This window comes from Jonquetella anthropi DSM 22815 (assembly GCF_000237805.1).
GTDB classification, from domain to species: Bacteria; Synergistota; Synergistia; order Synergistales; family Dethiosulfovibrionaceae; genus Jonquetella; species Jonquetella anthropi.
On record NZ_CM001376.1, the window covers coordinates 920,349 to 943,042 of the forward strand.

At 57.2% G+C, this 22,694-nt stretch carries 17 protein-coding genes and 1 other annotated feature; of the genes, 2 read left to right on the forward strand and 15 right to left on the reverse strand.

The features are described 5' to 3' along the window. Window positions 1-71: 71 nt before the first annotated feature. Window positions 72-924, reverse strand: a sequence feature (16S ribosomal RNA rRNA prediction is too short). A gap of 225 nt (window positions 925-1,149) precedes the next feature. The 15 genes from JONANDRAFT_RS04230 to JONANDRAFT_RS04300 all read right to left on the reverse strand — a co-directional run bounded on the left by JONANDRAFT_RS04230 (window position 1,150) and on the right by JONANDRAFT_RS04300 (window position 18,326). Continuing rightward, window positions 1,150-2,952: a DEAD/DEAH box helicase gene (locus JONANDRAFT_RS04230; protein ID WP_008522917.1), complete on the reverse strand. Its 1,803-nt coding sequence runs from the start codon at window positions 2,950-2,952 to the stop codon at window positions 1,150-1,152. 71 nt (window positions 2,953-3,023) lie between these two features. Then, window positions 3,024-4,460 carry a proline--tRNA ligase gene (gene proS, locus JONANDRAFT_RS04235; protein WP_008522918.1) on the reverse strand — a complete coding sequence of 479 codons (1,437 nt, stop codon included), beginning with the start codon at window positions 4,458-4,460 and terminating at the stop codon, window positions 3,024-3,026. Between the two features lie 93 nt (window positions 4,461-4,553). Next, a complete protein-coding gene (locus JONANDRAFT_RS07900; RefSeq protein WP_008522919.1) occupies window positions 4,554-6,764 on the reverse strand; it encodes a patatin-like phospholipase family protein in 2,211 nt (736 codons plus the stop codon). Between the two features lie 118 nt (window positions 6,765-6,882). Then, a complete protein-coding gene (locus JONANDRAFT_RS04245; protein ID WP_008522920.1) occupies window positions 6,883-8,256 on the reverse strand; it encodes a chloride channel protein in 1,374 nt (457 codons plus the stop codon). 5 nt (window positions 8,257-8,261) lie between these two features. Then, window positions 8,262-8,732 carry a RuvC family protein gene (locus tag JONANDRAFT_RS04250; protein WP_008521245.1) on the reverse strand — a complete coding sequence of 157 codons (471 nt, stop codon included), beginning with the start codon at window positions 8,730-8,732 and terminating at the stop codon, window positions 8,262-8,264. Then, window positions 8,716-9,657 (reverse strand): lysophospholipid acyltransferase family protein, encoded by a 942-nt coding sequence (locus JONANDRAFT_RS04255; RefSeq protein WP_008522921.1) that lies wholly within the window; start codon window positions 9,655-9,657, stop codon window positions 8,716-8,718. The genes JONANDRAFT_RS04250 and JONANDRAFT_RS04255 overlap by 17 nt, the downstream gene beginning before the upstream one ends. Then, entirely contained in the window at window positions 9,654-10,403 is a 750-nt protein-coding gene (gene gpmA / locus JONANDRAFT_RS04260; RefSeq protein ID WP_008521248.1) for a 2,3-diphosphoglycerate-dependent phosphoglycerate mutase, read from the reverse strand. The genes JONANDRAFT_RS04255 and gpmA overlap by 4 nt, the downstream gene beginning before the upstream one ends. 24 nt (window positions 10,404-10,427) lie before the next feature. Beyond that, the gene (gene larE, locus JONANDRAFT_RS04265; protein WP_008522922.1) at window positions 10,428-11,243 is read right to left on the reverse strand and encodes an ATP-dependent sacrificial sulfur transferase LarE; all 816 of its coding nucleotides are present in this window, start codon (window positions 11,241-11,243) and stop codon (window positions 10,428-10,430) included. Further along, window positions 11,240-11,989 (reverse strand): nickel pincer cofactor biosynthesis protein LarB, encoded by a 750-nt coding sequence (gene larB / locus JONANDRAFT_RS04270; protein WP_008522923.1) that lies wholly within the window; start codon window positions 11,987-11,989, stop codon window positions 11,240-11,242. The genes larE and larB overlap by 4 nt, the downstream gene beginning before the upstream one ends. 157 nt (window positions 11,990-12,146) lie before the next feature. Then, on the reverse strand, window positions 12,147-12,767 hold the full coding sequence (gene rpsD, locus JONANDRAFT_RS04275) for a 30S ribosomal protein S4 (RefSeq protein ID WP_008521253.1): 621 nt from the start codon (window positions 12,765-12,767) through the stop codon (window positions 12,147-12,149). Window positions 12,768-12,953: 186 nt separating this feature from the next. Continuing rightward, on the reverse strand, window positions 12,954-13,493 hold the full coding sequence (locus tag JONANDRAFT_RS04280; protein WP_172633448.1) for a GNAT family N-acetyltransferase: 540 nt from the start codon (window positions 13,491-13,493) through the stop codon (window positions 12,954-12,956). Between the two features lie 89 nt (window positions 13,494-13,582). Then, window positions 13,583-15,844: a DNA/RNA helicase domain-containing protein gene (locus tag JONANDRAFT_RS04285; RefSeq protein ID WP_008522925.1), complete on the reverse strand. Its 2,262-nt coding sequence runs from the start codon at window positions 15,842-15,844 to the stop codon at window positions 13,583-13,585. 220 nt (window positions 15,845-16,064) lie between these two features. Continuing rightward, complete coding sequence (locus tag JONANDRAFT_RS04290; protein ID WP_008522927.1) at window positions 16,065-16,628, reverse strand: ATP-binding cassette domain-containing protein; 564 nt, start codon at window positions 16,626-16,628, stop codon at window positions 16,065-16,067. Continuing rightward, complete coding sequence (locus tag JONANDRAFT_RS04295) at window positions 16,625-17,371, reverse strand: ABC transporter permease (protein WP_008522928.1); 747 nt, start codon at window positions 17,369-17,371, stop codon at window positions 16,625-16,627. The genes JONANDRAFT_RS04290 and JONANDRAFT_RS04295 overlap by 4 nt, the downstream gene beginning before the upstream one ends. Further along, window positions 17,361-18,326, reverse strand: a complete 966-nt coding sequence (locus JONANDRAFT_RS04300) for an ABC transporter substrate-binding protein (protein ID WP_008522931.1) — start codon at window positions 18,324-18,326, stop codon at window positions 17,361-17,363. Before JONANDRAFT_RS04300 ends, JONANDRAFT_RS04295 begins: the two co-directional genes overlap by 11 nt. A gap of 586 nt (window positions 18,327-18,912) precedes the next feature. Between JONANDRAFT_RS04300 and JONANDRAFT_RS04305 the strand changes: the two genes are divergently transcribed. Together JONANDRAFT_RS04305 and JONANDRAFT_RS04310 are read left to right on the forward strand one after the other, a co-directional pair. Further along, window positions 18,913-20,745 (forward strand): NAD(P)-binding protein, encoded by a 1,833-nt coding sequence (locus tag JONANDRAFT_RS04305; protein ID WP_008522933.1) that lies wholly within the window; start codon window positions 18,913-18,915, stop codon window positions 20,743-20,745. After that, window positions 20,739-22,472, forward strand: coding sequence for a [FeFe] hydrogenase, group A (locus JONANDRAFT_RS04310; protein WP_008521264.1), 1,734 nt, complete (start codon window positions 20,739-20,741; stop codon window positions 22,470-22,472). Before JONANDRAFT_RS04305 ends, JONANDRAFT_RS04310 begins: the two co-directional genes overlap by 7 nt. Window positions 22,473-22,694: the final 222 nt, after the last annotated feature.

A 22,694-nucleotide genomic window follows, 5' to 3' on the forward strand; every position in this document is an offset into this window, starting at 1 on the left:
CCACGTGCTCCACCGCTTGTGCGGGCCCCCGTCAATTCCTTTGAGTTTCAATCTTGCGACCGTACTCCCCAGGCGGTATGCTTATCGCGTTAACTTCGGCACGGATGTATCGCTACACCCACACCCAGCATACATCGTTTACTGCTAGGACTACCGGGGTATCTAATCCCGTTTGCTACCCTAGCTTTCGCGCTATGAGCGTCAGTTCATGGCCAGCAAACCGCCTTCGCCACTGGTGTTCTTCCCGATATCTACGCATTTCACCGCTACACCGGGAATTCCGTTTGCCTCTCCATGCCTCTAGAATAACAGTTTCAGCCGCATCATGGGGTTGAGCCCCACGCTTTCACTTGCTGACTTGTCATTCCGCCTACGCGCCCTTTACGCCCAGTAATTCCGGATAACGCTCGCTCCCTACGTATTACCGCGGCTGCTGGCACGTAGTTTGCCGGAGCTTCCTCGCAGGGTACCGTCACTTCCTTCTTCCCCTGCAACAGAGGTTTACAACCCGAAGGCCGTCTTCCCTCACGCGGCGTCGCTGGGTCAGGCTTTCGCCCATTGCCCAATATTCCCCACTGCTGCCTCCCGTAGGAGTCTGGACCGTCTCTCAGTTCCAATGTGGCCGTACAACCTCTCAGCCCGGCTACCCGTCTTCGGCTTGGTGAGCTCTTACCTCACCAACTACCTGATAGGACACAAGCTCCTCCATCAGCGGATTGCTCCCTTTCACCTTCCGGCTTACGGGGTATTAGCTCCGGTTTCCCGCAGTTGTCCCCCTCTGATGGATAGATTCTTATGTATTACTCACCCGTCCGCTACTCTCATACCCAAAAAATTAACCGAAGTCTCTTCCTCGAGTATTCCCGTCCAACTTGCATGTGTTAAGCACGCCGCCAGCGTTTATCCTGAGCCAGGATCAAACTCTCCAAAAAATTAACAGAGCTTCCGATGTAACTCCTCAGTTACACCTAACCTCACTCTTCTGGCTTCCTTCTTCCCTTTTCGCGTTGTCATGGTGCGTTCCCGAAAGACCTATTGTCTCTCGAGTGCCTGAACAGAATATCATCAGCCGTCTTTTCTGTCAAGCACTTTCTTTTCAGATCTTTTTCTTTTCTTCCAGACTGCTTTCAAACCCTTGCGGCTGCTCGGTTAGCGTCCCCCGGTTGGCTTCTTTTTCCTGTTCTGTCGGCGTTTTGGTCTTCTCTTTTTCGATTTCTTTTCGACTTTTTCTTCTCCCGGAGCGCGGTTGGCCTCCGGCGCTGCTTTTCGCCGGCGGCGGGACGTTTTTTTAGGCCGAACGGTCTTCGTGAGCCTGACGGCGACTTGCGGCAGCTCAGTTTCCGTTTCGTTCATTTCGGCAATTTTGTCTTCAAAGCCGAAGACTGTGGGGTCTATGGAGACGATGGCGTCTTCTACCGCGTCCATGCCGTTGAGCTTGTACTGGTCAGGCAGGGAGTTGTTGAACCGTTTGACCCGTAGAAGGGCCTGCAGCATGTTCCGCTCCTGCGGCAGAAGGACTTCCGCGGCGGCAAGTCCGTTTGGGTGCCGGTAGCCGGAGCTCTGATCGCCGGTTCCTTTGAGGAAGAGTTCCGCCATGGCGAGGTTCTGGACGGCGTCCATTTCGCTGTACCAGATGTCGGCGAGCAGTCCTTTGAAGGCTTCCGGGTTTTCGGGCGATCGTATGAGGGCTTCTTCGTCTATTGTTTGGAGCGTGGCCCGTATGGTCTGCAGGACCGCCTCATACCTCATCTGAGGCAGTGAGCCTTGGGCTACGATTTCGGCTTCGTTGCTCGGGGTGCTCCGCCGTTTGAGTATCGCGCCGTAGTTGGGCTGAAGGATGACCTGCGGGGTTTCGACCGGCAGGTTGCAGAGCGCGCGGAAGATTTCTCCTGTCCGAACGCCGCGCGATTCGGCCGGCGAGTCGTCGAGCCACGTGACGTAGCCCTGTTCAAACAGGCCTTTGCGGCCGGCGCGGCCGGACATTTGAAGGAACGCCGTTTTGGTGAGTGGCCGGCGGTCGTGGTACTTGACGAGTTGGCCGAAGACGACAGTTTCTGCCGGGAGGTTGACGCCGAGCGCGAGGGCGTCGGTGCCAACGACGACGTCGAGGATCCGTTCCCGATACGCTCGTTCGACGAGAAGTTTTTCTTTTGGGAGCAGCGAGCCGTGATACACGCCGACGCCTTTGTACATGCACCGTCTGATGGTGGGAACGTCGAGGATCCACGCGAGGTCGCGCAGCCGGGCTTTTCGGCGCGGGTCGAAGTCAAGCCGAGAGTCGGCGATGAGGTCGGCTATTTGTCCTGTGCCACGCATGGAGAAGACGAAGACAAGGGCGTCGTGTATTTCTCTCGGGCTGACGCCGTAGTCAAGCCACGTGAGCTCGGTGGCCCGCCAGCTGTTGACGTAGAGGGCGAAGGGGCGGTCAGCGGTACGCTCTAAGTACGAGACGATCGTCTCCGGCTTGCCGAAGGTGGCCGACATGACGAGGATAGGGACGTCCGGGTGGGTGTGCCGTATGCCGTCGATGTAGGCGCGGCTGCGCTCGCTTTCGTCAAAGATGTAGTGAAACTCGTCGATGATCAGCTTTTGGTCGGGAAGGCGGGCGTACTTGAGGGCGTATATCTCTTGGGTGCAGCATATGACTGTGGCTCCGGCGTTCTTTTTGAAGTCTCCCGTTTCAATGCCGACGTCAAAGCCGAGGTCGGTCAGTTCAAGATACCGTTCGTTGCTGAGGGCTTTGATCGGCGCGGTGAAGACGACGCGCGAGCCGGCCGGCGGCTGGTGGACGCCGCCTGTTCCGTCCATGAGGCCGGCCCACAGGTAGGCGACGCGAGTTTTCCCGGACCCGGTGGGCGACGAGAGGACACCGCTTTTGCCGTCCAAGGCTCGCCACGCGTCAAGCTGCCACGGGTAGAACTCTTTGTTGTTTTCTTTTTCAGTGATTTCCATGTGTCACCTCAAACAAATACGCCGTCCCGCGTTCAATCTGTGTTGAATGCGGGACGGCGTACCTTTTTGTTTTAGTACGACCGGGAGAATATGGCCATCCGCCCGTTTTCCTGTCCGGTGTAGACGCACTTTCCCCGCAGGCCGGCATCGGCCAGCGGATAGCAGCGGATCGTGGCGCCGGTGTCCTCTTTGATGGCCTTTTCGTCGGCGACGGTCCCGGCAAAGAAGGCTTTTGCCCAGCCGCCCGTCGTGACCTGCTGTTTAAGTTCGTCGTATGTTGAGACGGTTTTCGTATGGGCGTCCCGGAAGGCTGCCGCCCGGTTGTACAGGTTGTGCTGAATTTCTTCGAGCAGCTGAGGGACGACTGTCGTCAGTTCGCCCTGCGCGGCGTCGAGCTTTTCGCCGGTGTCGCGGCGGACGAGCCGGACCGTGCCGGCGGCGTCGTCTTTTTCGCCCAGCTCAATCCGAAGTGGGACGCCTTTTTGGAGGTGGTAGAAGAACCGGTCGCTTGGGCGCATGTAGAACTGTTCGTCCACTTTGACGAACCGGCCGCCGAGGACTTTGTTCAGGCTCTGGGCCAGTTCGGCGGCTTTTCCCGCCAGCTCTTTCGATTTGGCCTCGTCTTTCGAGATGGGGATGACCACGGCTTTGACCGGCGCGACGTGAGGCGGAATGATGAGTCCGTCGGCGTCCGAGTGGGTCATGATGACTGCGCCGATGAGCCGGGTGGATACGCCCCAGCTGGTCGTCCAGGCGTACTGCATGGTTTCGTCCTGCGCTTGGAACTGGATGTTGAAGGCTTTGGAGAAGTTCTGTCCAAGGAAGTGGCTCGTTCCGGCCTGCACGGCTTTTGTGTCGCTGACCATGGTCTCACAAGTGTAGGTTTCGAGAGCGCCGGGGAACCGCTCGCCGGCGGACTTGACTCCTTCGACAACCGGCAGGGCGAGGTCGTCGGTCATGATTCGCCGGTATACTTCGAGCATTCTCTCGGTTTCTTGAACGGCTTCTTCCGATGTGGCGTGAGCGGTGTGGCCTTCCTGCCAGAGAAATTCTGACGTCCTCAAAAACAGGCGCGGGCGCTTTTCCCAGCGCATGACGTTGGCCCACTGGTTGATGAGCAGCGGCAGGTCGCGCCATGACTGTATCCACTTGCTGTACATGTAGCCGATGACCGTTTCAGAGGTGGGACGAACGACGAGCGGCTCTTCGAGCTTTTCGCCGCCGGCCTCGGTGACGACTGCACATTCAGGGGCGAAACCTTCGACGTGTTCGGCCTCTTTGGTGAGGAACGAGGCGGGAATAAGAACCGGGAAGTAGGCGTTCGTGTGGCCGGTTCCCTTGAACGCCGCGTCGAACTTCTGCTGTATCTCTTCCCACAGGGCGTATCCGGTGGGACGAATGACCATGCAGCCGCGAACCGGCGCGTAGTCGGCCAGTTCGGCTACTTTGATGATGTCCAGATACCACTGGGAGTAGTCCTGTTCCCGAGGTGTGATGTTGCGAGCCATAATCAACCTTCCTTTACGTGTAATTTAATACGTGTAATTTAACGGGGCGGGGCTTTGCCGCCGAAACGGCCGGCCCGCTGGCTTGTGTTGACGCTAGAACGGCATGAACGGCTCGGAGTTAAACAGTCCGAAGCTGATGCCGAATTTCCACTGATCTTCGCTGCTGTACAGGGCGTACAGTCTGGCGTTCAGGATTTGACGGGGCGCGGACAGGGCAACGCCAAGTTCCCACGGGCGGGCGATGAGTTTTCCGCCGGTGTCCCTCGCGTCGGCCCACGTGCCGAACAGCTCCAAGTCTAGGTCGCCGAAGAACGTCTCGTGCATCGAGTGCACAAGAGCAGCCCGGCCCCAGAGGAATGACTGCGCGGCGATAGGATGACTGCTGAGGCTGAGCAGCTCGTCCCCCGCGCCCAGGTAGGCCGCGTAGAGCGGTGACTCGTTCATGGCACCGTGGACGTACCCGCCGGTCAGTTCCAGTTTGCTCGACTTTGTCAATTGGACCGTGCCGTGCAGGGCCGCCCGAACGAGCAGGGCGTCGATGCTCAGCGGGGCGTCCAACCCAAGGTCAAACGACAGGCCGAACGTTGGGTCGTCCTTTCGATTCTGCCAGTTCCAGCGAAAATCGAGGAACGGGACGAAATAGGCGTCGTGCACTCCGTTGTCTCTGCTGGCATGCCCAAGCTGAAGCCCTTCCCGCTTGAACGAGTCGACTTTGACGCCGGCCTCAAAGCGCACGTTTTCGTCGTCGATGTCAAACCGTCTGAGCACTGCGCCGCCGTAGCGCCACCAGCGCTGGAAGTCGCCCAGATTTTCGGCGTCGGGAATGATCCGGGGCTTAATCGTGTACCGCGAGGCCCAAAGCCTGTATTCCCAAGGGCTTTCGCTCGGATCGGCCACTGAGTAGTCGGCGTACAAGCCGAAGTTGTCGGCTAAGTAGGCCCTCAGTTCCAGTTGGTCGCCAGCCAAGAAAACGTCGGAGTTTTCGGATGTGACCGTGAGCCAGCCGCGCCCGGCAAGGGTGCTGGCGTTGCCGCTCAGCGCGACCCGGTGGGCCGGATAGCGGTTGACGGCCAGATCGACGACAGCATGCCCCCCTTCTTCGTCGACAGAGAAATTATAGTCGACGGACCGAATGTCCCGGCGCTTGAGCAGGGTGTCAACCGTCTCGACCACGGCTTCCTTGTTGAGCGGCTTGCCCTTCCACCGACGGGTGTAGCTGTCCTGAAAGACCTTGGCGACCTGCGGCTCAAGGCCGGTGAGCCGGACTTCGGTCACGATCGGGTTTTGAGCGTACTGCTGAATCTCTCTTTCCGACGGGGTCCGACGCGGCGGGGTCCGACGCGGCAGGCGAAGCAGTTCCGGGATAGCCGCTCGGGCGGCTTCCTCGCCGCGGGCGAATATCTCCCTCACGTCGGTCTTGCCAAGGACGGGATATTCTTTGACGTCCGGGTGAATCAGGACATCGGCAAGTTTTGCTTCTGCCTCGACGTTCTGGTGGGTCAGTATGGTAATCGTCTGGGAAATGACGTCAAACACGCTGCCGAGGCTTGAATCAGGTTCCAGTCTGCTCGTCAGGTCAACCGCGACCACAGGATAGCCGGGGAACAGTTCCCGCGCCGTCTCAACCGGCATGTTGGACACGAGTCCGCCGTCGACGAGCCACCGGCCTTCCAGCCGCCACGGGTCGAAGACGCCGGGCAGGGAGCTGGACGCGCGCATGGCCGATGACAGGCTGCCGTGACACAGGACGACCTTTTCACCGGTTGACAGGTCGGTTGCCACAGCGGCGAACGGGATTGGCAGCTTGTTAAAGTCCGTCGTGGCGACGTGGTCGGTCTTGCGGGCGAGGAACTCGACCAGCTGGCCGCCGGAAAAGATTCCCATCGGGCCGACGACTTTCCAGTTCTTGTCGTAGTGAATTTCCGGCCGGATGACCCCTTGGCCGGAGGCGAGCATGCCGCTGCGGCCGTACGCTTTATCTTTGGTGTTGACGAGAAGCTGGGTCAGGTTGGAAGTTTCGATCAAGTGAGCAAGAAGATCGGCCGAGTAGCCTGACGCGTACAGCCCGCCGATGATGGAGCCCATGCTCGTTCCCACAATGCCGGCAACATGGATGTTGTTCTGCTCAAGTACCTTGAGCACGCCCACATGAGCGTACCCTTTTATCCCCCCGCCGGACAGAGCCAACACAACCGTCACGGGCGGGTCAGTCTGTTCGGCTCCGATTGCCGGAACCGTTCCCGTCAAAGTCAGAGTCAGAAGCGCGCACAGCGTACTGACGAAGTGCCGTAAGCTTTTGCCCATTGCGGGACCTCCATACCTGAGATAGCCTAGTGCAGACAACTTTAGATTCTAACACAAACCGCCGCTCTTTCGGCGAAAAAAGGCGCCCTTTGGCTCAGCCAAAAGGGCGCCTTCTGCGCTAGTTTTTCCCGCCGTTGGAACGGGACTTGAAAAACGAGGCGATTTTCATGATGACGGGCGACCGATCCGCCGCGAAGATACCAATAGGCGAATCGACCCGTTCAACGTCACCGGACAGCTCAATCAGCGGCGATTTGGACCTGGCAAGGCGCTGACTTGGGTAAATTCCCCGGTGTCCGACGGTCAGGAACGCGGCAACCGACGCGAGAGCAGCCAAGGGGCCCATGGCGGCGCCAAACAGTTCAATGCCGAGGAAGGTCGCAGCTATCGGCGTGTTGGCACAGCCGGCCAGCGTAGCTACAAGCCCCAGCCCGGCAAAAAGCGGCACATCAAGCCCCAGCGTCGAGGCGAACGCCGCGCCGGCGGAGGCGCCGATGAAAAAGATCGGCGTGACGACACCGCCGGAGCCCCCGCAGCCCAACGTGATGGCCGTGAAGACCATTTTCCAGAAGAATGCCGACTTGGGCAGCGCTGCCGTTCCGGCCACAAACGAGTCGAGGGTGACCGTGCCAAGCCCCAAGTACTCGTTCCCAACGATCAGAGCCAGTAGGGCGACCAACAGCGCACCGACAAGGGCTTTCACAATCGGCTCCGCCTGAACCTTCGAGAAAGCCCGCTCGATAGCCCCCATAATCTCGACGTTAAGCAGAGCGACAAGGCCGAAGAACCAGCCAGCCAAAATGACGCAGCCGATGAGTCCGGGCGTGACCGCCTCAACGCTGGTGATGACGTATGAGGGGTGGACAATTCCCAGCCAGCCCGAGACGAGCCAGGACACCATGCCGCTGATGAACGACGGGAACAGAACGTCGTAGAACATCTGCCCGACGAAGAGGACCTCGATACCGAAGACGGCCCCGGCGACAGGCGTGCCGAAGATGGCCGCAAAGCCGGCAGAAACGCCGCAGACGACGAGCCGCTTTCGGTCGTACTCCGAAAACTTGAACTTTTGGGCAAAGACCGACATGATACCGGCGCCAATTTGGGCGGCCGGACCTTCCTTGCCAGCACTTCCGCCGCACGACAGGGTGACAACTGTGGCCGCCAGCTTGACCGGAATGACTTTGACGTCAATGACGGCGTTTTTCTCGTGAATCGCCTCAATGACTTTTTCGGTGCCGTGGCCCTTCGCGTCAGGCGCGTACTTCTGAATCAAGTACGTGCTGACCGAAAAGCCGACGAACAGAAGCAGCAGCCGCGGCGTCTGAGGGATAAGCTCGCTTATCCACTCGCCGCCCCGAAGCATCCAGACAAAACCGCTCGAACCAGCTCCGACAAAAACGCCGGCCAACACAGCCAAGACAACCCACTTGACGAACGCATACGTCATGACGGCCAGCTCGCCGCCCAGCCGCACTCTCCGCTCTGCCATCCTTTTTAGTCTCCTTCGCAAGATGATTGGACGCTCTGTTCAGATCCCGATTGTAGGTACCGGCGCAGTATGCACAGCGCCGCCAAGTCGTCCAGCGGCCTCGGCGGCGTTTGGAGCGATAGCGGGATAAGACGCCGCCAAGACCGCGGCGGGTGAATACCCCAGTACAGGCTTCGAGCCTGCAGGGTGGTGTTTTTCTCGTCCACCAAAACAGGAGAGGCGCCAAGGCCCAGCAGCAGCTCCCGGAACTTGTCCGACCAGGTGCCGTTCCCAAGGAGGACGGCCCGCGGCCGCTCTGCCGGCCAGCTCCCTTCGTTAACAGTGCAATCAGCTGGCCGGGGCCCGCCGGCCAAGAGCGCTTTAAGCCCAGCCGGCGCGGATTTTCCCAACAAAATCCCTGAGCCGATCAGCTCGCCCCGGTCCGTTCCAGCCGCCCAACCGACTTTATCCCGCCCGGGGTCAACGGCTAAGAGCATGACGCCACTGCTCCGGCTCCGGCCGTCCCCACCTCGGATACGACCACAGCAGCCATTGATCCGGGTGAGCGAGGATCCAGCCTGAAATAATGTCGTTGCACCGCCGGGTCACGGCGGCAATGTCAGCCGTTCCCGGCTCGCCGCCGCTGCCCTTCACCGGCGGGTATATGATCACCCGATGTTTTGTCGATGAGACGCGCACGACCTGAACCGGCAAAATCGGAGAACCAAACCGGTCAGCTAGCCGCACCGCACCGGTGGGCGTGCTGGCTTCAATGCCCAAAAACGGCAGTCTTATTCCCTTCTCCTTGGCGTCCTGATCCAGCAAAGCTCCTAAAAGAACCCCTCTTTTTAAGGCACTCACGGCACCGCGAAGCCCTCGGCCTTTTGAGATATTCGTCATGCCGGTGCTTTCTCGAAGCTCGGCTATCAGCTCATTGACCCGCGGATCCCGCTGATCTGCCCCAATAGCCCAGAGGGGGAAATGCGGCGCGAGGCCCGCGTTGACGATCTCCCAATTGTCCAAATGGCCCAAAAGAAGAATCGCGCCCTTGCCGTCGGACAGCGCGCGCCGAACGTTGTCGATGCCCCAAAAGTCGGCATAACGGGTTATCCGTTTTACCAACCACGGCAGGCGCAGCATTTCGACGGCCGCCCGTCCCATGTTGGCATAAGAGCGTTTCACGATTCGGCGGGCGATCGTCGGCCCGACGCCCAAAACGGAGACGCACCGCACCTCTGCGTCGTCGACCTGCCTTTTGCAGACAAGCCTAGCCAGCCGCCCGCAAAACGCGCCCAACGCGACGGCGACGCCCTGCGGGAGCCGCGTCACAATCCAACGGACCGTTTGAAGCGCCGCCCACTGAACGTTCAGCTGCCTCTGTCGGCGGCGTTTTTCAGCACTCTCTTTTAGGGTATCGCTCATCGGGCTTTGCCCTGGTTCGCCACAGCGGCCGCGGCGGCTGCTACCTGCTCCGGGTCGCCTAAGTATCTGTGGGAAATCGGGCGCATCGAGCTGTCAAGCTCGTAAACGAGCGGAACGCCCGTCGGAATGTTGAGCGAAATAATGTCCTGATCACTGATCCCGTCAAGGTGTTTAACGAGCGCCCGAAGGCTGTTGCCGTGAGCGACGACCAACAGGCTTTTGCCCGCCCGAACCGCCGGGACGAGAACGTCGTTCCAGTACGGCAGGACGCGGGCCACTGTGTCCTTTAGGCACTCGGTTCTCGGCAGCTCCTCGGGGGACAGCGAGGCGTACCGGCGGTCGCTTCCCGGCAGACGGCTGTCGCCGTCCTCCAGCGCCGGAGGCGGGACGTCGTAACTTCTCCGCCACAACTTGACCTGCGCCTCGCCCACCTGAGCGGCCATTTCAGCCTTGTTGTACCCCTGCAGAGCGCCGTAGTGCCGCTCGTTCAGCCGCCATGTTTTAAAGACCGGCAGCCACATCAGGGTCATGTTTTCCAGCGCCAGCCAGAGGGTTTTGATCGCCCGGCTGAGAAGCGACGTGTGCGCCTCGTCAAAGTTCAGCCCCTCGGCCTTCATCAGGTCGCCGGCCTGGCGAGCTTCCGCCTCGCCCTGCTCCGTCAGTCCCACGTCCGTCCAGCCGGTAAAGCGGTTCTCAAGATTCCAAGCGCTCTGCCCGTGCCGCAGAAAGACGATTTTGTACGTCATCCAACTTCCCGCCCTTCCCAAATATTAGTCAAGCCAGCCGCGGCCGGTCTGGTACCCCTCCAGATCGACGGTTACCCGAGTGTACCCCGCCGCCCGGAGCGTTTTTAGAATGACATCAGGCCGAAAATGTCCCCAGTCGATCGGCGGATACAGCTCCACACAGACGGTGGAACGGTACGCCCTCAGCCGGGCACGTATTCCCTGAGCGGCCAAAGCCCGCTCAGCCTTGCCTGCCCGGCGGCACTCCGCCGGATCAAGCGCCGTTTCCCGGGGAAAACGAGTGGCCAAACAGGCGGTTGCCGGCTCATCGGCCCACGGAATTTCAAGCCGACGGGACAGCTCGCGCACTCGGGCTTTCGTCAGCCCGCCTTCCGCCAGAGGGCTGAACAGGTTCGTGCAGCGAGCTAGGGCTTCGTTGCCCAGCCGCGTTTTATCCTTCAGGTCGTCGGCGTTTGTCCCGTCGACGATCACCGCGCCGAGCTCCTGAGCCTCAGCCTGAAGCCGCTCCAGCCGCAGGGACTTGCAGAGAGCACACCGCCGTGGCACGTTTTGCCTCACTTCGTCGCTCGTCAGCTCCGGCCCGGGCAGTGACAACAGCGGCACGCCGAAATCGGAACACATCTTGACGCACCGCTCCTGCTCGTCGGGGAAGTGAAAAAACGACCTGAAATTAACCGCCCAGAGCGAGCCTTCCGGCATCAGCCCGGCCAGCAAAGTCAGAACGCAGGAGCTGTCTACCCCGCCGGAAAGCGACACGACCGCCCGCTTGAGCGAAGAAAACCGCTCCTTGAACCCAGCGGGGAAAAACTCGTCCACTAGGTCCCAGCTGCCGCGCCTCAACGGGACGCCTGCCTGACCGACAGCGCCGCGCAGACGCCCGCGCCCAGCCCGTTGTCGATATTGACGACCGAAAGGCCGGTGGCGCACGAATTAACCATCGAAAGCAGAGCCGTCAGCCCGCCAAGGTTGGCCCCGTATCCGACGCTCGTCGGCACGCCCCAGACGGGACAGCCCGACAGCCCGGCGACCACGCTGGGCAGCGCGCCTTCCATGCCGGCCACGACAACAATAGCCCGAGACTCGGCAAGCACTGACGCGTGGGACAGAAGCCGGTGAATCCCCGCCACGCCCACGTCGTACAGCCGGGTCACCTGACACTCCAAGTATTCGGCCGTCATCGCCGCTTCCTCGGCAACAGGCACATCGCTTGAGCCGGCGGAAATCACCGTCACGCCGCCGTATCTGGCTTTGGGCCGACGCAGGCCGCCCAACCGGGCCTCCTGACAGTACTCCAGATCGGGACAAACGGCCCGGACGAGAGACGCTTGGCGCTCGCAGAGACGCGAAAAAAGACACGGTTCAGCCCCGTCCTTCACGGCCTGCGCGATCTTCTGCAGCTGCTCGTCGCTCTTGGACTGGCTGTAAATAATCTCGCCGAACCCACGCCGCAGCAACCTGTGAACGTCAAGCCTGACGTCGCCAAGCTCACGCACCGGGGCAGTTTTCATCTGTTCTATAAAGTCGTTCCGGCTCACGGCGCCCGAAAGCAGACCGTCCACCAGCTCGCTTAAAATCCGCTCGTTCACCGACGTCCCCCCTTCGTCAATCCCACGATGCTGCCATTATATGGCAGGACCGCTCGTTCTTTCAATGACCTGTCGCCATGCCGAGCAGGCCGGCTAAAAACGCCCGTCGGTTACAAAAAAAGCACCGGCCTCGGAAGGCCGGTGCAAAAAGGACAGGTTACTTGGCGTAGTACTCGACGACGACCTGCTCGTCGGCAAGGCACACGATCTCGCTGCGCTCCGGAAGGCGAAGAACCGTTCCTTCCGTACCGGAGAGGGAAAGCCACGCCGGCTGGGACACCGCCGAAGCGACCTCGAGGTTCTCCTTCAGAACCTTCATGTCCTTGCTGTTCTCCCGAATGGAAATCACGTCGCCGGCAGAAACCCGCGCGCTCGGGATATCGACCTTGCGGCCGTTCACAGCAAAGTGACCGTGGCAGACCAGCTGACGGGCCTGCGGACGGGTGGTGCAGAAGCCAAGCCGATAGACGACGTTGTCAAGCCGGGACTCAAGCAGAATCAGCATGTTGGAGCCGGTAACGCCTTCCATCTTCTTGGCCAGCGTGTAGACCTTGTGAAGCTGACGCTCGCTCACGCCGTAGGAGAAACGAATCTTCTGCTTCTCCTGCAGCTGAAGTCCGTAAATGGACTGTTTGCCGTGACGGCGGGGCTGTCCTCCGGGAGGGGTCGCCTTGCGGCTCAGAAGCTTGTCGTACTTCTGGTTGCCAAAGATATTGGCGCCCAGGCGACGGACGATTTTGCCCTTTGGAGCGGTCTTACGGGTGTTGTTCTTCGACATTCGTGTGAAACTCCTTCAAAAGATATTTGACGGTTGTTTTCCAGCAGCTAAATAAGATTAAGCCACGCCGGGGGCGGTGTCAAGATCTGAACGGAAAAAACTGCTCAACAGATCGTCTCTTGTTCCTTTCCATCGGCAGAACCTGCTCCGACGGACGGCTAGCGTCTCCCCCGTTTTGCCTGCCTCTCAAACTTTCCGGGCCCCTCGGGTGGACAGATAGTTTTCTTTCGTCATCACGCAGGCCGTCTCGTGTTTTATTCCCATCGGCCACGTTTTGACGAACGTGTGATCGACGGTAAAACCGCACTTTTCGGCGACCCGGCGGGACCGGTCGTTCTCGTCAAAATACGAAAGCCAAACGCGCTCCAGCTTCAAGGTGATAAACGCGTACTCGAGTAGCGCGCGGACAACTTCGGGCATGATGCCACGGCCCCAATAGGGTTCGCCCAGCCAGTAGCCCAAAGACGCCTCGTCCGTCGAGCCGGTATCATTCCCCGCGACCGTTACGCTCGCCGCACCGATGACTTGTTCATTCTCCTTTAAGACGACGGCGAACGTCCCGGGCCCCAGCAGAACCGTTCTTATGACCTGCAGGCTTTCGGCTTCGCTTTTGTGAGGGAGCCAGCCCGCCGCTGGGCCGACGTTGGGACTTTTTGCCAACTCGTACAGCCGCGGCGCGTCGCTTTCGCGCCACGGACGAAGAAGCGTCCGAGGGGTGGAGAGCAAACCATCATTGAACAACAGTATCACCTCTGTCGCAACAGAAATCTTCTGATAACGCAGCGCCTTCTGCCGCCCCCAAACGGCAAAAATCTTTACGCCTGAGACGTTTCCTCGTCGTCAGGCCTCATCATAGAGCAAAACCATTCCCACGTGTCTTTTAATCTATCCTCCTGTGAATCTTGCTCGATTATAGGGAAATATATAAAAAGCTCTTTTTGACTTCGCGTCAGCAAAATACGATAAATGTTTTTAATAATTGAATCTCCGCACCCAGAAGCATCTTTCCATTTATTTTCTTCTATATAATAATCCCCACAAAATATAACGATTGGATAATCCAGCTCAACTTTCTGGGCTAGCGATTCCGTCACTGCAAATTCTAGTTTTCTCTCTTTTTCTATATACCATTCCATGGGCTGAAAACAATTGTTGTTATCTTGCTTCCAAATTTTATTCAGTCGAATTTTAAAGCGAGATGAAAGTATTATCCCCCTTTGGCCACTTGGATCCTGCTGTTTAACAGCCTTCACAGCTTTTTCTAGCTCATCTTGTTCCCTAAAAACTTGACACCTAAACCCTTCACTACATAATTTTCGATAACATTCCCGCGCTCTTTTTAAATCTGGAGTCAGTATATTCTCTATCCATAGGTGCACGTCAATAAAGTTGCGCTTAATCGACAACCCCTCATAAAGATTTTTATAGTCTATATCTTTTGTTTTGTACAATTGTTCAAAAACATTCTTGCAATTATCAGCATTGTAAAGATAAACTGACCAATCCCTATGGTTCCTTAAAGCGCCAAACCAAACCGGCAGGCCATGCTTTCTGTCCGGAGAAATAGTCTGCCCATTGTCAATCAGGCATAAAACAACGACCTTGCCTTGCGTTTGAGCAATTCTGTCACCCACATTAAGAAGTAGCTCAGCCTCTGTTATACCCTCGCCGTTGTCTTTTACCCAGTGCGCTTCATGAAGAACAATAACATTATGGCATAGAGCAGCGGGTGATTTTGCTTGAATATTAAAATTTCTAAGACTTTCTATGAAGCTTTTGCCGGCTTCTGGCTCATCTTCGGATGAAAGCATACTTTGTAAACTATTGATTAACTTAGTATTTTCTGACAGAAAAATTGGCGTACAATCCGGGTTCAGCCCTACATTGTCATATACTATTTTAAGCCCAAGCGATGTTTTTCCCCAGCCGAGAACACCGGAAAGGAAAATAATGCTTTTGCTCTCTGTGCGATCAATAATAATATTATTTATTGTTTCTAACGCTTTCTCATTACAATCAATTTCATCGATTTTAATATATGAAGGATACAGGGTTTGAAAGCACTCAAGCGTCGTTTTTTGTAAACTTGGCCGAGGGTAAAACGATGAGGTTACCCATTTGTAACAGTTCTCGTCCGTCATCGGAACATCGTTTTGAAGTTCCTGCCTGACGGCATCGCAGAAAGTTTGTGGTAAAAGAACCGGAACCTTTTTCTCCTCCAGCAATGACTTAACTCTAGTTTGGACATCATCAGTTAATGAGGCGCTATTGTTTGTGTAAACAAGAAATGCAGAAACAGTCATTCCTTTACACCCTGTTTCACGGTGAAAGTTCATAATACTTTGCGCGTACCCAGTTACCTGCGCAACGTCATTTGTAATGTCTTCCGCGGAAATAGTGTCTTTTTGTTTGAACTCAAAAACGATGACTTTTTTCTCGGTCAGAAGAATAACATCGGAGCGACACCAAGAGTTTGGCATTAGAAACTCAAAAAGCAGTGGAAATTGTTTCTCCGTATTGTCATTGTCCAGCAACTCTTGAGGCCAGTGCCTTATTAAAAAGGAGAAGCAATTTCGCCAAGATTGCACAAGCTTGTCCTTCACTTCTTTAAACCCTAAGCTTTTGAGGAAAGTAGTACAGCTGTCCACAAAACAGTTTCTCCCCAAGTTCATCAGCTCATCAACAGTTGCCACAACAGCTGCTTTTTTCATCATTAAATACATTGTTAACATCTTTAGTTCGGAAGGAAAGCGCCAAGCCTTTTGATGTAGGTTATCGCATGCTAACCAGCTCACCTCAGAGTTATCTTTTAAGATTGTTTTATTTGGGGGTTCGTATATAAAATATTGTACTGTTACTTGAGAATCGTCTCTTGTTTCCTCTTCGATTTTAAATTTCTTGATATCGTTGATAGTATCATCGATAACTTTGCCTAGTACGATTTTTAACGCCACTTGTCCGATTTCTTCAACATCAGCATCGCATGTAATGAGTTCATATTGCTCGCTTTCAGTTGTATTGACTAGGACTTGCCCGTTATAATAAATAATGACAGTTGTTATATTCTTAATTTCCATTTTCCCCTTCCTCTCAGGAAATACCTTTTTCGACTCAGAACTGCTATCTTTAAATGACAGGCTATTTATGTCATTATATTACATGAATCTACTGATAACACGTCCGGTCTTTTGCGCAGGCTACCTCATATGATAACCAGCGTGGTCGTGGCTTTTAAATCAATAGTTTTCTGCCATTCAACGAAAAGCCGCCTTCGCAAACCTTGCGAAGGCGGCTTCGTTATTCTTCTTTTACCGCGTGGACAGCCTGAGGGAAAAGCAGTTTGTCTTCCTCGTTGTGAGTCGTAAAAAAGAGGCCGCGGCCGTTCAGGTTGGCGCAAATGTACAACGCAGTTTTCCTCTTGTTCTCCGCGTCAATCCCGCTGAACGGCTCGTCCATGATGATGTAGTCGCTTTCGCACAGGACGGCCCGAATGATCGCTACCCGCCTTTTCATGCCGCCGCTGAGCTCGCGCACTTTCGTCTTTTCCTCGCCGGGCAGGCCGCACCGGGCCAGCGCGTCGGCTATTTTTTCCGGCGGGGCGAAGAGCTTCAGGTTCTCGATGACGGTAAAGTCTTCAAACAGCCGGTCTTCCTGAAAGACGACCGAGAGACGCTCCGGAACGCCCTGTATCCCCCCGGTGGCAAGGGGAAGAAAGCCGAGCATGGCGTTGATGAGGCTCGTTTTGCCAAACCCCGATTCGCCGACCAGACAGCTGATCTCCCGCTCGTCCATTTGGGCGGAAAAGTTTTTGAGAACCGTTTTCCCCTCGTAGGTCAGGGTGACGTTATTGACCGTTATCATCTGACCGCGACCTTGAAGAGCAGGTTAAAAAACTTGGCGACCGCTTTGTCAAAGAGGGCGCTGAGGGCGAGGACGACGACGGTCCAAGCGAACAGTTCAGCCGTCTCGAGGTAGACTTTCGCAGTCTGGACGGCGCTGCCAATGGCGACGGCCGGCAGCCCGATGATCTCAGCCGCGACGGCGCTTTTCCACGCGACGCCGGACGAGAGGGAAACGGCGGCCAAGAACTGGTCCTTGGCGGCCGGAAGGTGAATGTACCTGAGGCGGGTAAAAAACTTGAGCCGATAAACTTTCGCTATTTGAAGGAGTTTGACGTCCGCCGACTTCATGCCCGACAGCGAGTTGATGTAGATGATCGGGATATTGACGACGCAGGAAATGAGAATTGGCAAGTTGTTCGTCCTGACCCACATGAGGCAGAGGACGGCAAACGACGCGACGGGAATTGACTTGAGCACCGAGATGACCGGGAACAGCAGGGTCTGAATGGCGTCGGAGTAGACCGACAGGACCGACAGGATCGAGCCGAGCAGTACGGCGATGGAAAAGCCGGCGAGAATCCGCCCGAAGGTTATTCCGACGGTGCGGTAGAACTGGCTCGTCCCGGCCATTTCCCCCAATTTAACGACGACCCTGACAGGAGAAGGAAGGATGAGTTCCTCTCCTATCAGGACCGCGAGCAGCTGCCACAAGCCGATCAGGCAGAGAACGGAAACGGTCAGCCCGATTTTTTTATTTTGCATAGTAGAATTCGTCGTCCGGGAGCTTGCCGCCCAAGGACGCCGGATTTTCTTTTAAGAGCACCTCAAAGTAGCAGGAAAGCATTTTTTTCATCTCTTCGCCGTCCGCGTAGTGAATGTTGCACTTCGGGAGGGCTTTTTTCGCGATCGCCGCCTTGACGATCCCGAACTTCTCTATCAGAGCGGACGCCTCGTCCGGGTTGGCGTTGACGTATTCGATGGAGTCTTTGTCTTCCGACAGGAATTCGTCGACTTTGTCTTTGTTCGCATCGAGGAAGTCTTTTCTGACGACGGTGACGCCGGTGACGACCGGACTGCCCTGCAGCTTTTCCCACTCCTGGGACAGGTCAAGGACGACGCGAAGGCCGTTTACCTTGGCCGAGGCGGCGGTGACGAACGGCTGAGGAAGCATGGCGATGCCGCCGTCTTTGGCAAGCAGGCCGACGACTTCGGTCGGTTCGCTCTTGAACTCGATCGTTACGTCCTTGTCCGGGTCAATGTTCGCCGCTTTGAGCAGCGCCCGAAGGGTTATTTCAGGCACCTGTCCCTTGCCGGTAGCCATGATCGTTTTTCCCTTGAGGTCCTCAAGGGATTTGACGCTTTCGTCGGTCGAGACGACGTACAGGACGCCGAGAGTGTTGACGGCGATGACTTTAATTTTTCCCGATGTTTTGTTGTAAAGAACGGCGGCCAAGTTGGACGGAACGGCGGCCAGGTCGACTTCGCCGGCGAGAAGTTTCTGGCTCAGCTCGACGCCGGAGGCGTTCATGACGAAGTCATAGGCGTTCTTCGCCTTGCCGGCTTCGTTGTCCGAAAGCAGCTTGACCATGCCCATGGAGGTCGGTCCTTTCAGCCCTGCCAAGCGCACCGGCGCAGACGGCTCGGCCATTCCGAGGGCGCTCAAAGCAAAGGACATCACGACGGCTAAAGCGGCGGACATAAACTTTTTCCTTAACATTTCATTCCCCTCCTGTCTTTTTTTCATGACTTTAATACTCCGAGTAAGCGAGGCCGAACTTAACCAGTCTGAACTTCCCTTTTAAGCCCTGCCAGGGTCTCCCCTCTTGCCCAAATTTTACACCATCAACGGGCAAACGGGAATTATGGTCCGCCGTCGCGCTGTGCCGTCGGGTGGAAGGATATGCCCGCCCTTTGAAAATTTTCCGCGGCCACAGGTTCGCGCGGCTTTGCCGCGATGAGGCGGACGCTGACAGCAAGTCAGATAAAAATAAACTGAACTATTCAGCCGCTTCTTTTCGCCGGAAGAACAGGCGACGGCCTCTTTTGCCCGGAGGATTTTTTAAAGACAAAAGGATTCGGCTACCATATGCCTTTGTGACCGTTACTTTTCCAGTTCACCATTGCGCACTTCAAAAATTTTTCCTGTTGTAGCTTTTCCCAGACCGAACTAAAATGCAGATGGAGTTATTAGCTCATTTTTCAGCATTTTTTGTTAGCTTTGCCGTAAATTGAATAAAGGATTCGGCCGCGAGTTGGGGGATGAGCGGTCAGATTCCAATCAAGGCCTAAGCGAGGGGATATCTGTGAGCAGACTGAGTATTGTCACCAAGGATCAGGCTGAGGTTACAGTTGAAGGCCTGTACAAGGACATGGAGCGCCGTATTCAGGCAAGCCCGCCGGGACTCTGCCCGGTGGACTTGGCGGTTTCTTTCCTTCATATCTGTCACTCCCAGTCCTGCGGCAAGTGCACGCCCTGCCGGGTTGGGCTGAACCGCCTTCAGGACCTGATTAACGCGGTTTTAAGCGGGAAGGTCCAGTTGGACGCCCTGCAAACGATCGAGACGATGGCCGAGAGCATTTACCTTTCTTCTGACTGCGCGATCGGCCAAGAGGCGGCCCGCATGGTGCTCATGGGTGTCAGGGGGTTCCGCGAGGACTACGAGGAGCACGTCGTTCACGGCCGGTGTCTGAGGACCCAAAATCAGCCGGTGCCGTGCGTCTGCCTCTGCCCCGCCCACGTGGACATTCCCGGCTATTTGGCGCTGATTCACGCGGGACGGTACAGCGAGGCAGTTCAGCTGATCCGCAAGGACAACCCGCTGCCGGCGGTCTGCGGGATGATCTGCGAGCACCCGTGCGAGACACGCTGCCGCCGCACGATGGTTGACAACCCGATCAACATTCGGGGGCTGAAACGCTACGCGGTCGAGCACGAGGGAGAAATTCGCGTGCCCGAGCGAATGCCTCTCACTGGCAAAAAGGTGGCCGTGGTGGGCGGAGGCCCCGGCGGGCTGAGCGCGGCGTATTACCTCTCCCTCATGGGGCACGACGTGACGATTTACGAACAGCGGAAGAAGCTGGGCGGCATGCTCCGATACGGCATACCGGCCTACCGTCTTCCGCGGGAAGTGCTCGACAAGGAGATCGCCGGCATTCTGTCGACGGGCATTCACGTCAAAACGGAGATCAGCATCGGGAACGACTTTTCGATTAAGGACCTGCATGACCATTACGACGCCCTGTACGTGGCCATCGGCGCCCACATCGACAAGAAACTAGGCATTGAGAGCGAGGAAACCGAGGGCGTCATTTCCGCGGTGGAAATGCTCCGCGCAATCGGTGACGACAACTACCCCGACTTTACCGGAATGAACGTGGTCGTTGTCGGCGGCGGCAACGTGGCGATGGACGTGGCCCGTTCGGCTGTCCGGTGCAACGCCAAGTCGGTGAAGCTGGTGTACCGGCGCCGCAAGGAGGACATGACGGCTCTGCCCGAAGAGGTGGAAGGCGCCATCGCCGACGGCGTGGAGATTGTGGAGCTCCACGCGCCGCTTCATATCATCAAGGACAAGGACAACAAGCTTGTGTCGCTGAGCGCCCAGCCGCAGATCATCGGCGAGTTCAAGGGCGGCCGGCCGTCGCCGGTCAACGCCGATGTGCCTGAGGTGTTCTTCCCCTGCGACCGCCTGCTGGTAGCCATCGGCCAAGGGATCGAGTCCCGCAAGTTCGGTGAGTACGGCATGCCGATCAAGCGGGGCGCTATTGAGTGTCTCGACACGAGCGGCGTGAAGGATACGCGGGGAATTTTTGCCGGCGGCGACTGCGTCACAGGGCCGGCGACCGTCATTCGGGCGATCGCGGCCGGAAAAGTCGCGGCGGCCAACATCGACGAGTATTTGGGCTTTAACCACGTGATCGAGAGCACCATCGAAGTGCCTCAGGTGCGGTTTGACGACCACACGACCTGCGGCCGAGTCAACATGGCCGAGCGCCCGGCGGCTGAGCGCGTTCACGATTTCAAGCTGATGGAACTGCCCATGACCGACGAGGAAGCCTTTCAGGAGTCGGGACGCTGCCTGCGCTGTGACCACTTCGGTTACGGCGTGTTCAAGGGGGGGCGAATCAGACAATGGTAAACATCGTCATCGACGGCAAGTCCATTCAGGTACCAGAAAAGACGACCATTCTCGAAGCGGCCAAGTCCGTCGGGATAAAAATTCCTACCCTCTGTTACTTCAAGGGGCTGAACGAGATCGGTGCCTGCCGAATTTGCGTCGTGGAAGTCGAAGGATACGACCGGCTTTTCACGGCCTGCAACAGCCCGGTCGAAGAGGGCATGGTGATACAGACCAACAGCCGAAAGGCCCGGGAGACGCGAAAGGCGAACCTGCAGTTTATCCTCTCGGAGCACCAGGACCGGTGCCCGATGTGCGTTCGCAACGGCAACTGCGAGCTTCAAAAAACCGCCGGAGACCTGAACGTTCACTCCACGCCCTTTAAAAAACACATCGACGACCGAACCAGCAACCCAGATTTCCCGCTGATCCGAGATTACTCGAAGTGCATTAAGTGCATGCGCTGCGTGCAGGTGTGCGATAAGATTCAGCACTCCAACGTTTGGGACGTGGTGAACAGCGGTGGCACCATCACCGTCGACGTGGGGAAAGCCTACAGGCTTGAAGACGCGCCCTGCGTCCTGTGCGGTCAGTGCATTACCCACTGCCCGGTAGGCGCGCTTCACGAGCGCGACGACACGCAGAAGCTTATGGACGCGATCGACGACCCGGACAAGATTGTGCTCGTTCAGATTGCCCCGGCGATCCGAACCGCGTGGTGCGAGGAGTTCGGCATGAAGCCCGAGGAAGCGACGGTCAACCGGCTCGCCTCGGCCCTGAGAATCATCGGGTTTGACTACGTTTTCGACACCAACTTCTCCGCCGACCTGACGATTATGGAAGAAAGCAGCGAGTTCGTCGAGCGACTCACTCATGCCGACCAATTCAAGTTCCCCATGTTCACGTCCTGCTGTCCCGCTTGGGTTCGATTCGTGAAGGCAAACTGGCCAAAGTACATTCCTCAGCTCTCCACGGCCAAGTCGCCGCAGCAGATGTTCGGCGCGATCGCAAAATCGTGGTATCCCCAGCTGCTGGGAGTTGACCCCAAGCGGATTTTCTCCGTGTCCGTCATGCCGTGTCTGGCCAAAAAGGCCGAGTGCGCGCTGCCGACGATGAACAGCGCGGGCGCTGGACAGGACGTCGACTTGGCGATCACCAACCGGGAGATCACCCGGCTGATTCGGGCCCACCAGATTGACCCGACGGACTTAGAAGATGAACAGCTCGATATGCCGCTTGGCATCGGTAGCGGCGCCGGCGCTATTTTCGGCGTCACAGGCGGCGTGATGGAAGCGGCGCTTCGAAGCGCCCATTACTTCGTCACCGGCAAAAACGCCTCGCCTGAGACGTTCAAAGCCGTCCGAGGCCAACAGGGCTGGAAGGAAGCGGAGTTTGAAATTGGCGGGACGAAGCTGAAAGTCGCCGTCGTCAACGGGCTGTCGAACGCCAACCAGCTGATCACAGAGCTGGAAAAAGGCCGAGTTCACTATGACTTCGTCGAAGTCATGGCCTGTCCTGGCGGCTGCGTGGGCGGCGGCGGACAGCCGATTCACGCCCAAAAGGAAATGGCGCCCGACCGTGCCCCGGTGCTTTACAACATCGATAAAAAACTGCCGTGGCGGTATTCGCACGCCAACCCGTCAATCATCGAGTGCTATAAGAGCTACTTGGGCAAACCTCTTTCTGAGCGAGCTCACCACCTGCTCCACACCGACGCCAACGGCTGGAAGATGCCCGGCGAAAAATAACTGGGCCGTTTCCGGACAAACCGGCCGATCGCAAGCACGGGCCCTTCCTGCGACGACGCGGAGTTCTCCCACGCGCGAGGGGCGCTTTCCACTTGGGAAGCGCCCCTCGCGCTATTTTTCGCGTTATGCCCCCTTTTCTTTCTCCCCCAGCCGCTACAGGCGTCACAAAAAGCCGCCGCCCACGAAGCTCGCGGGCGGCGGCTCTATTAAAAGCTTGGTGCA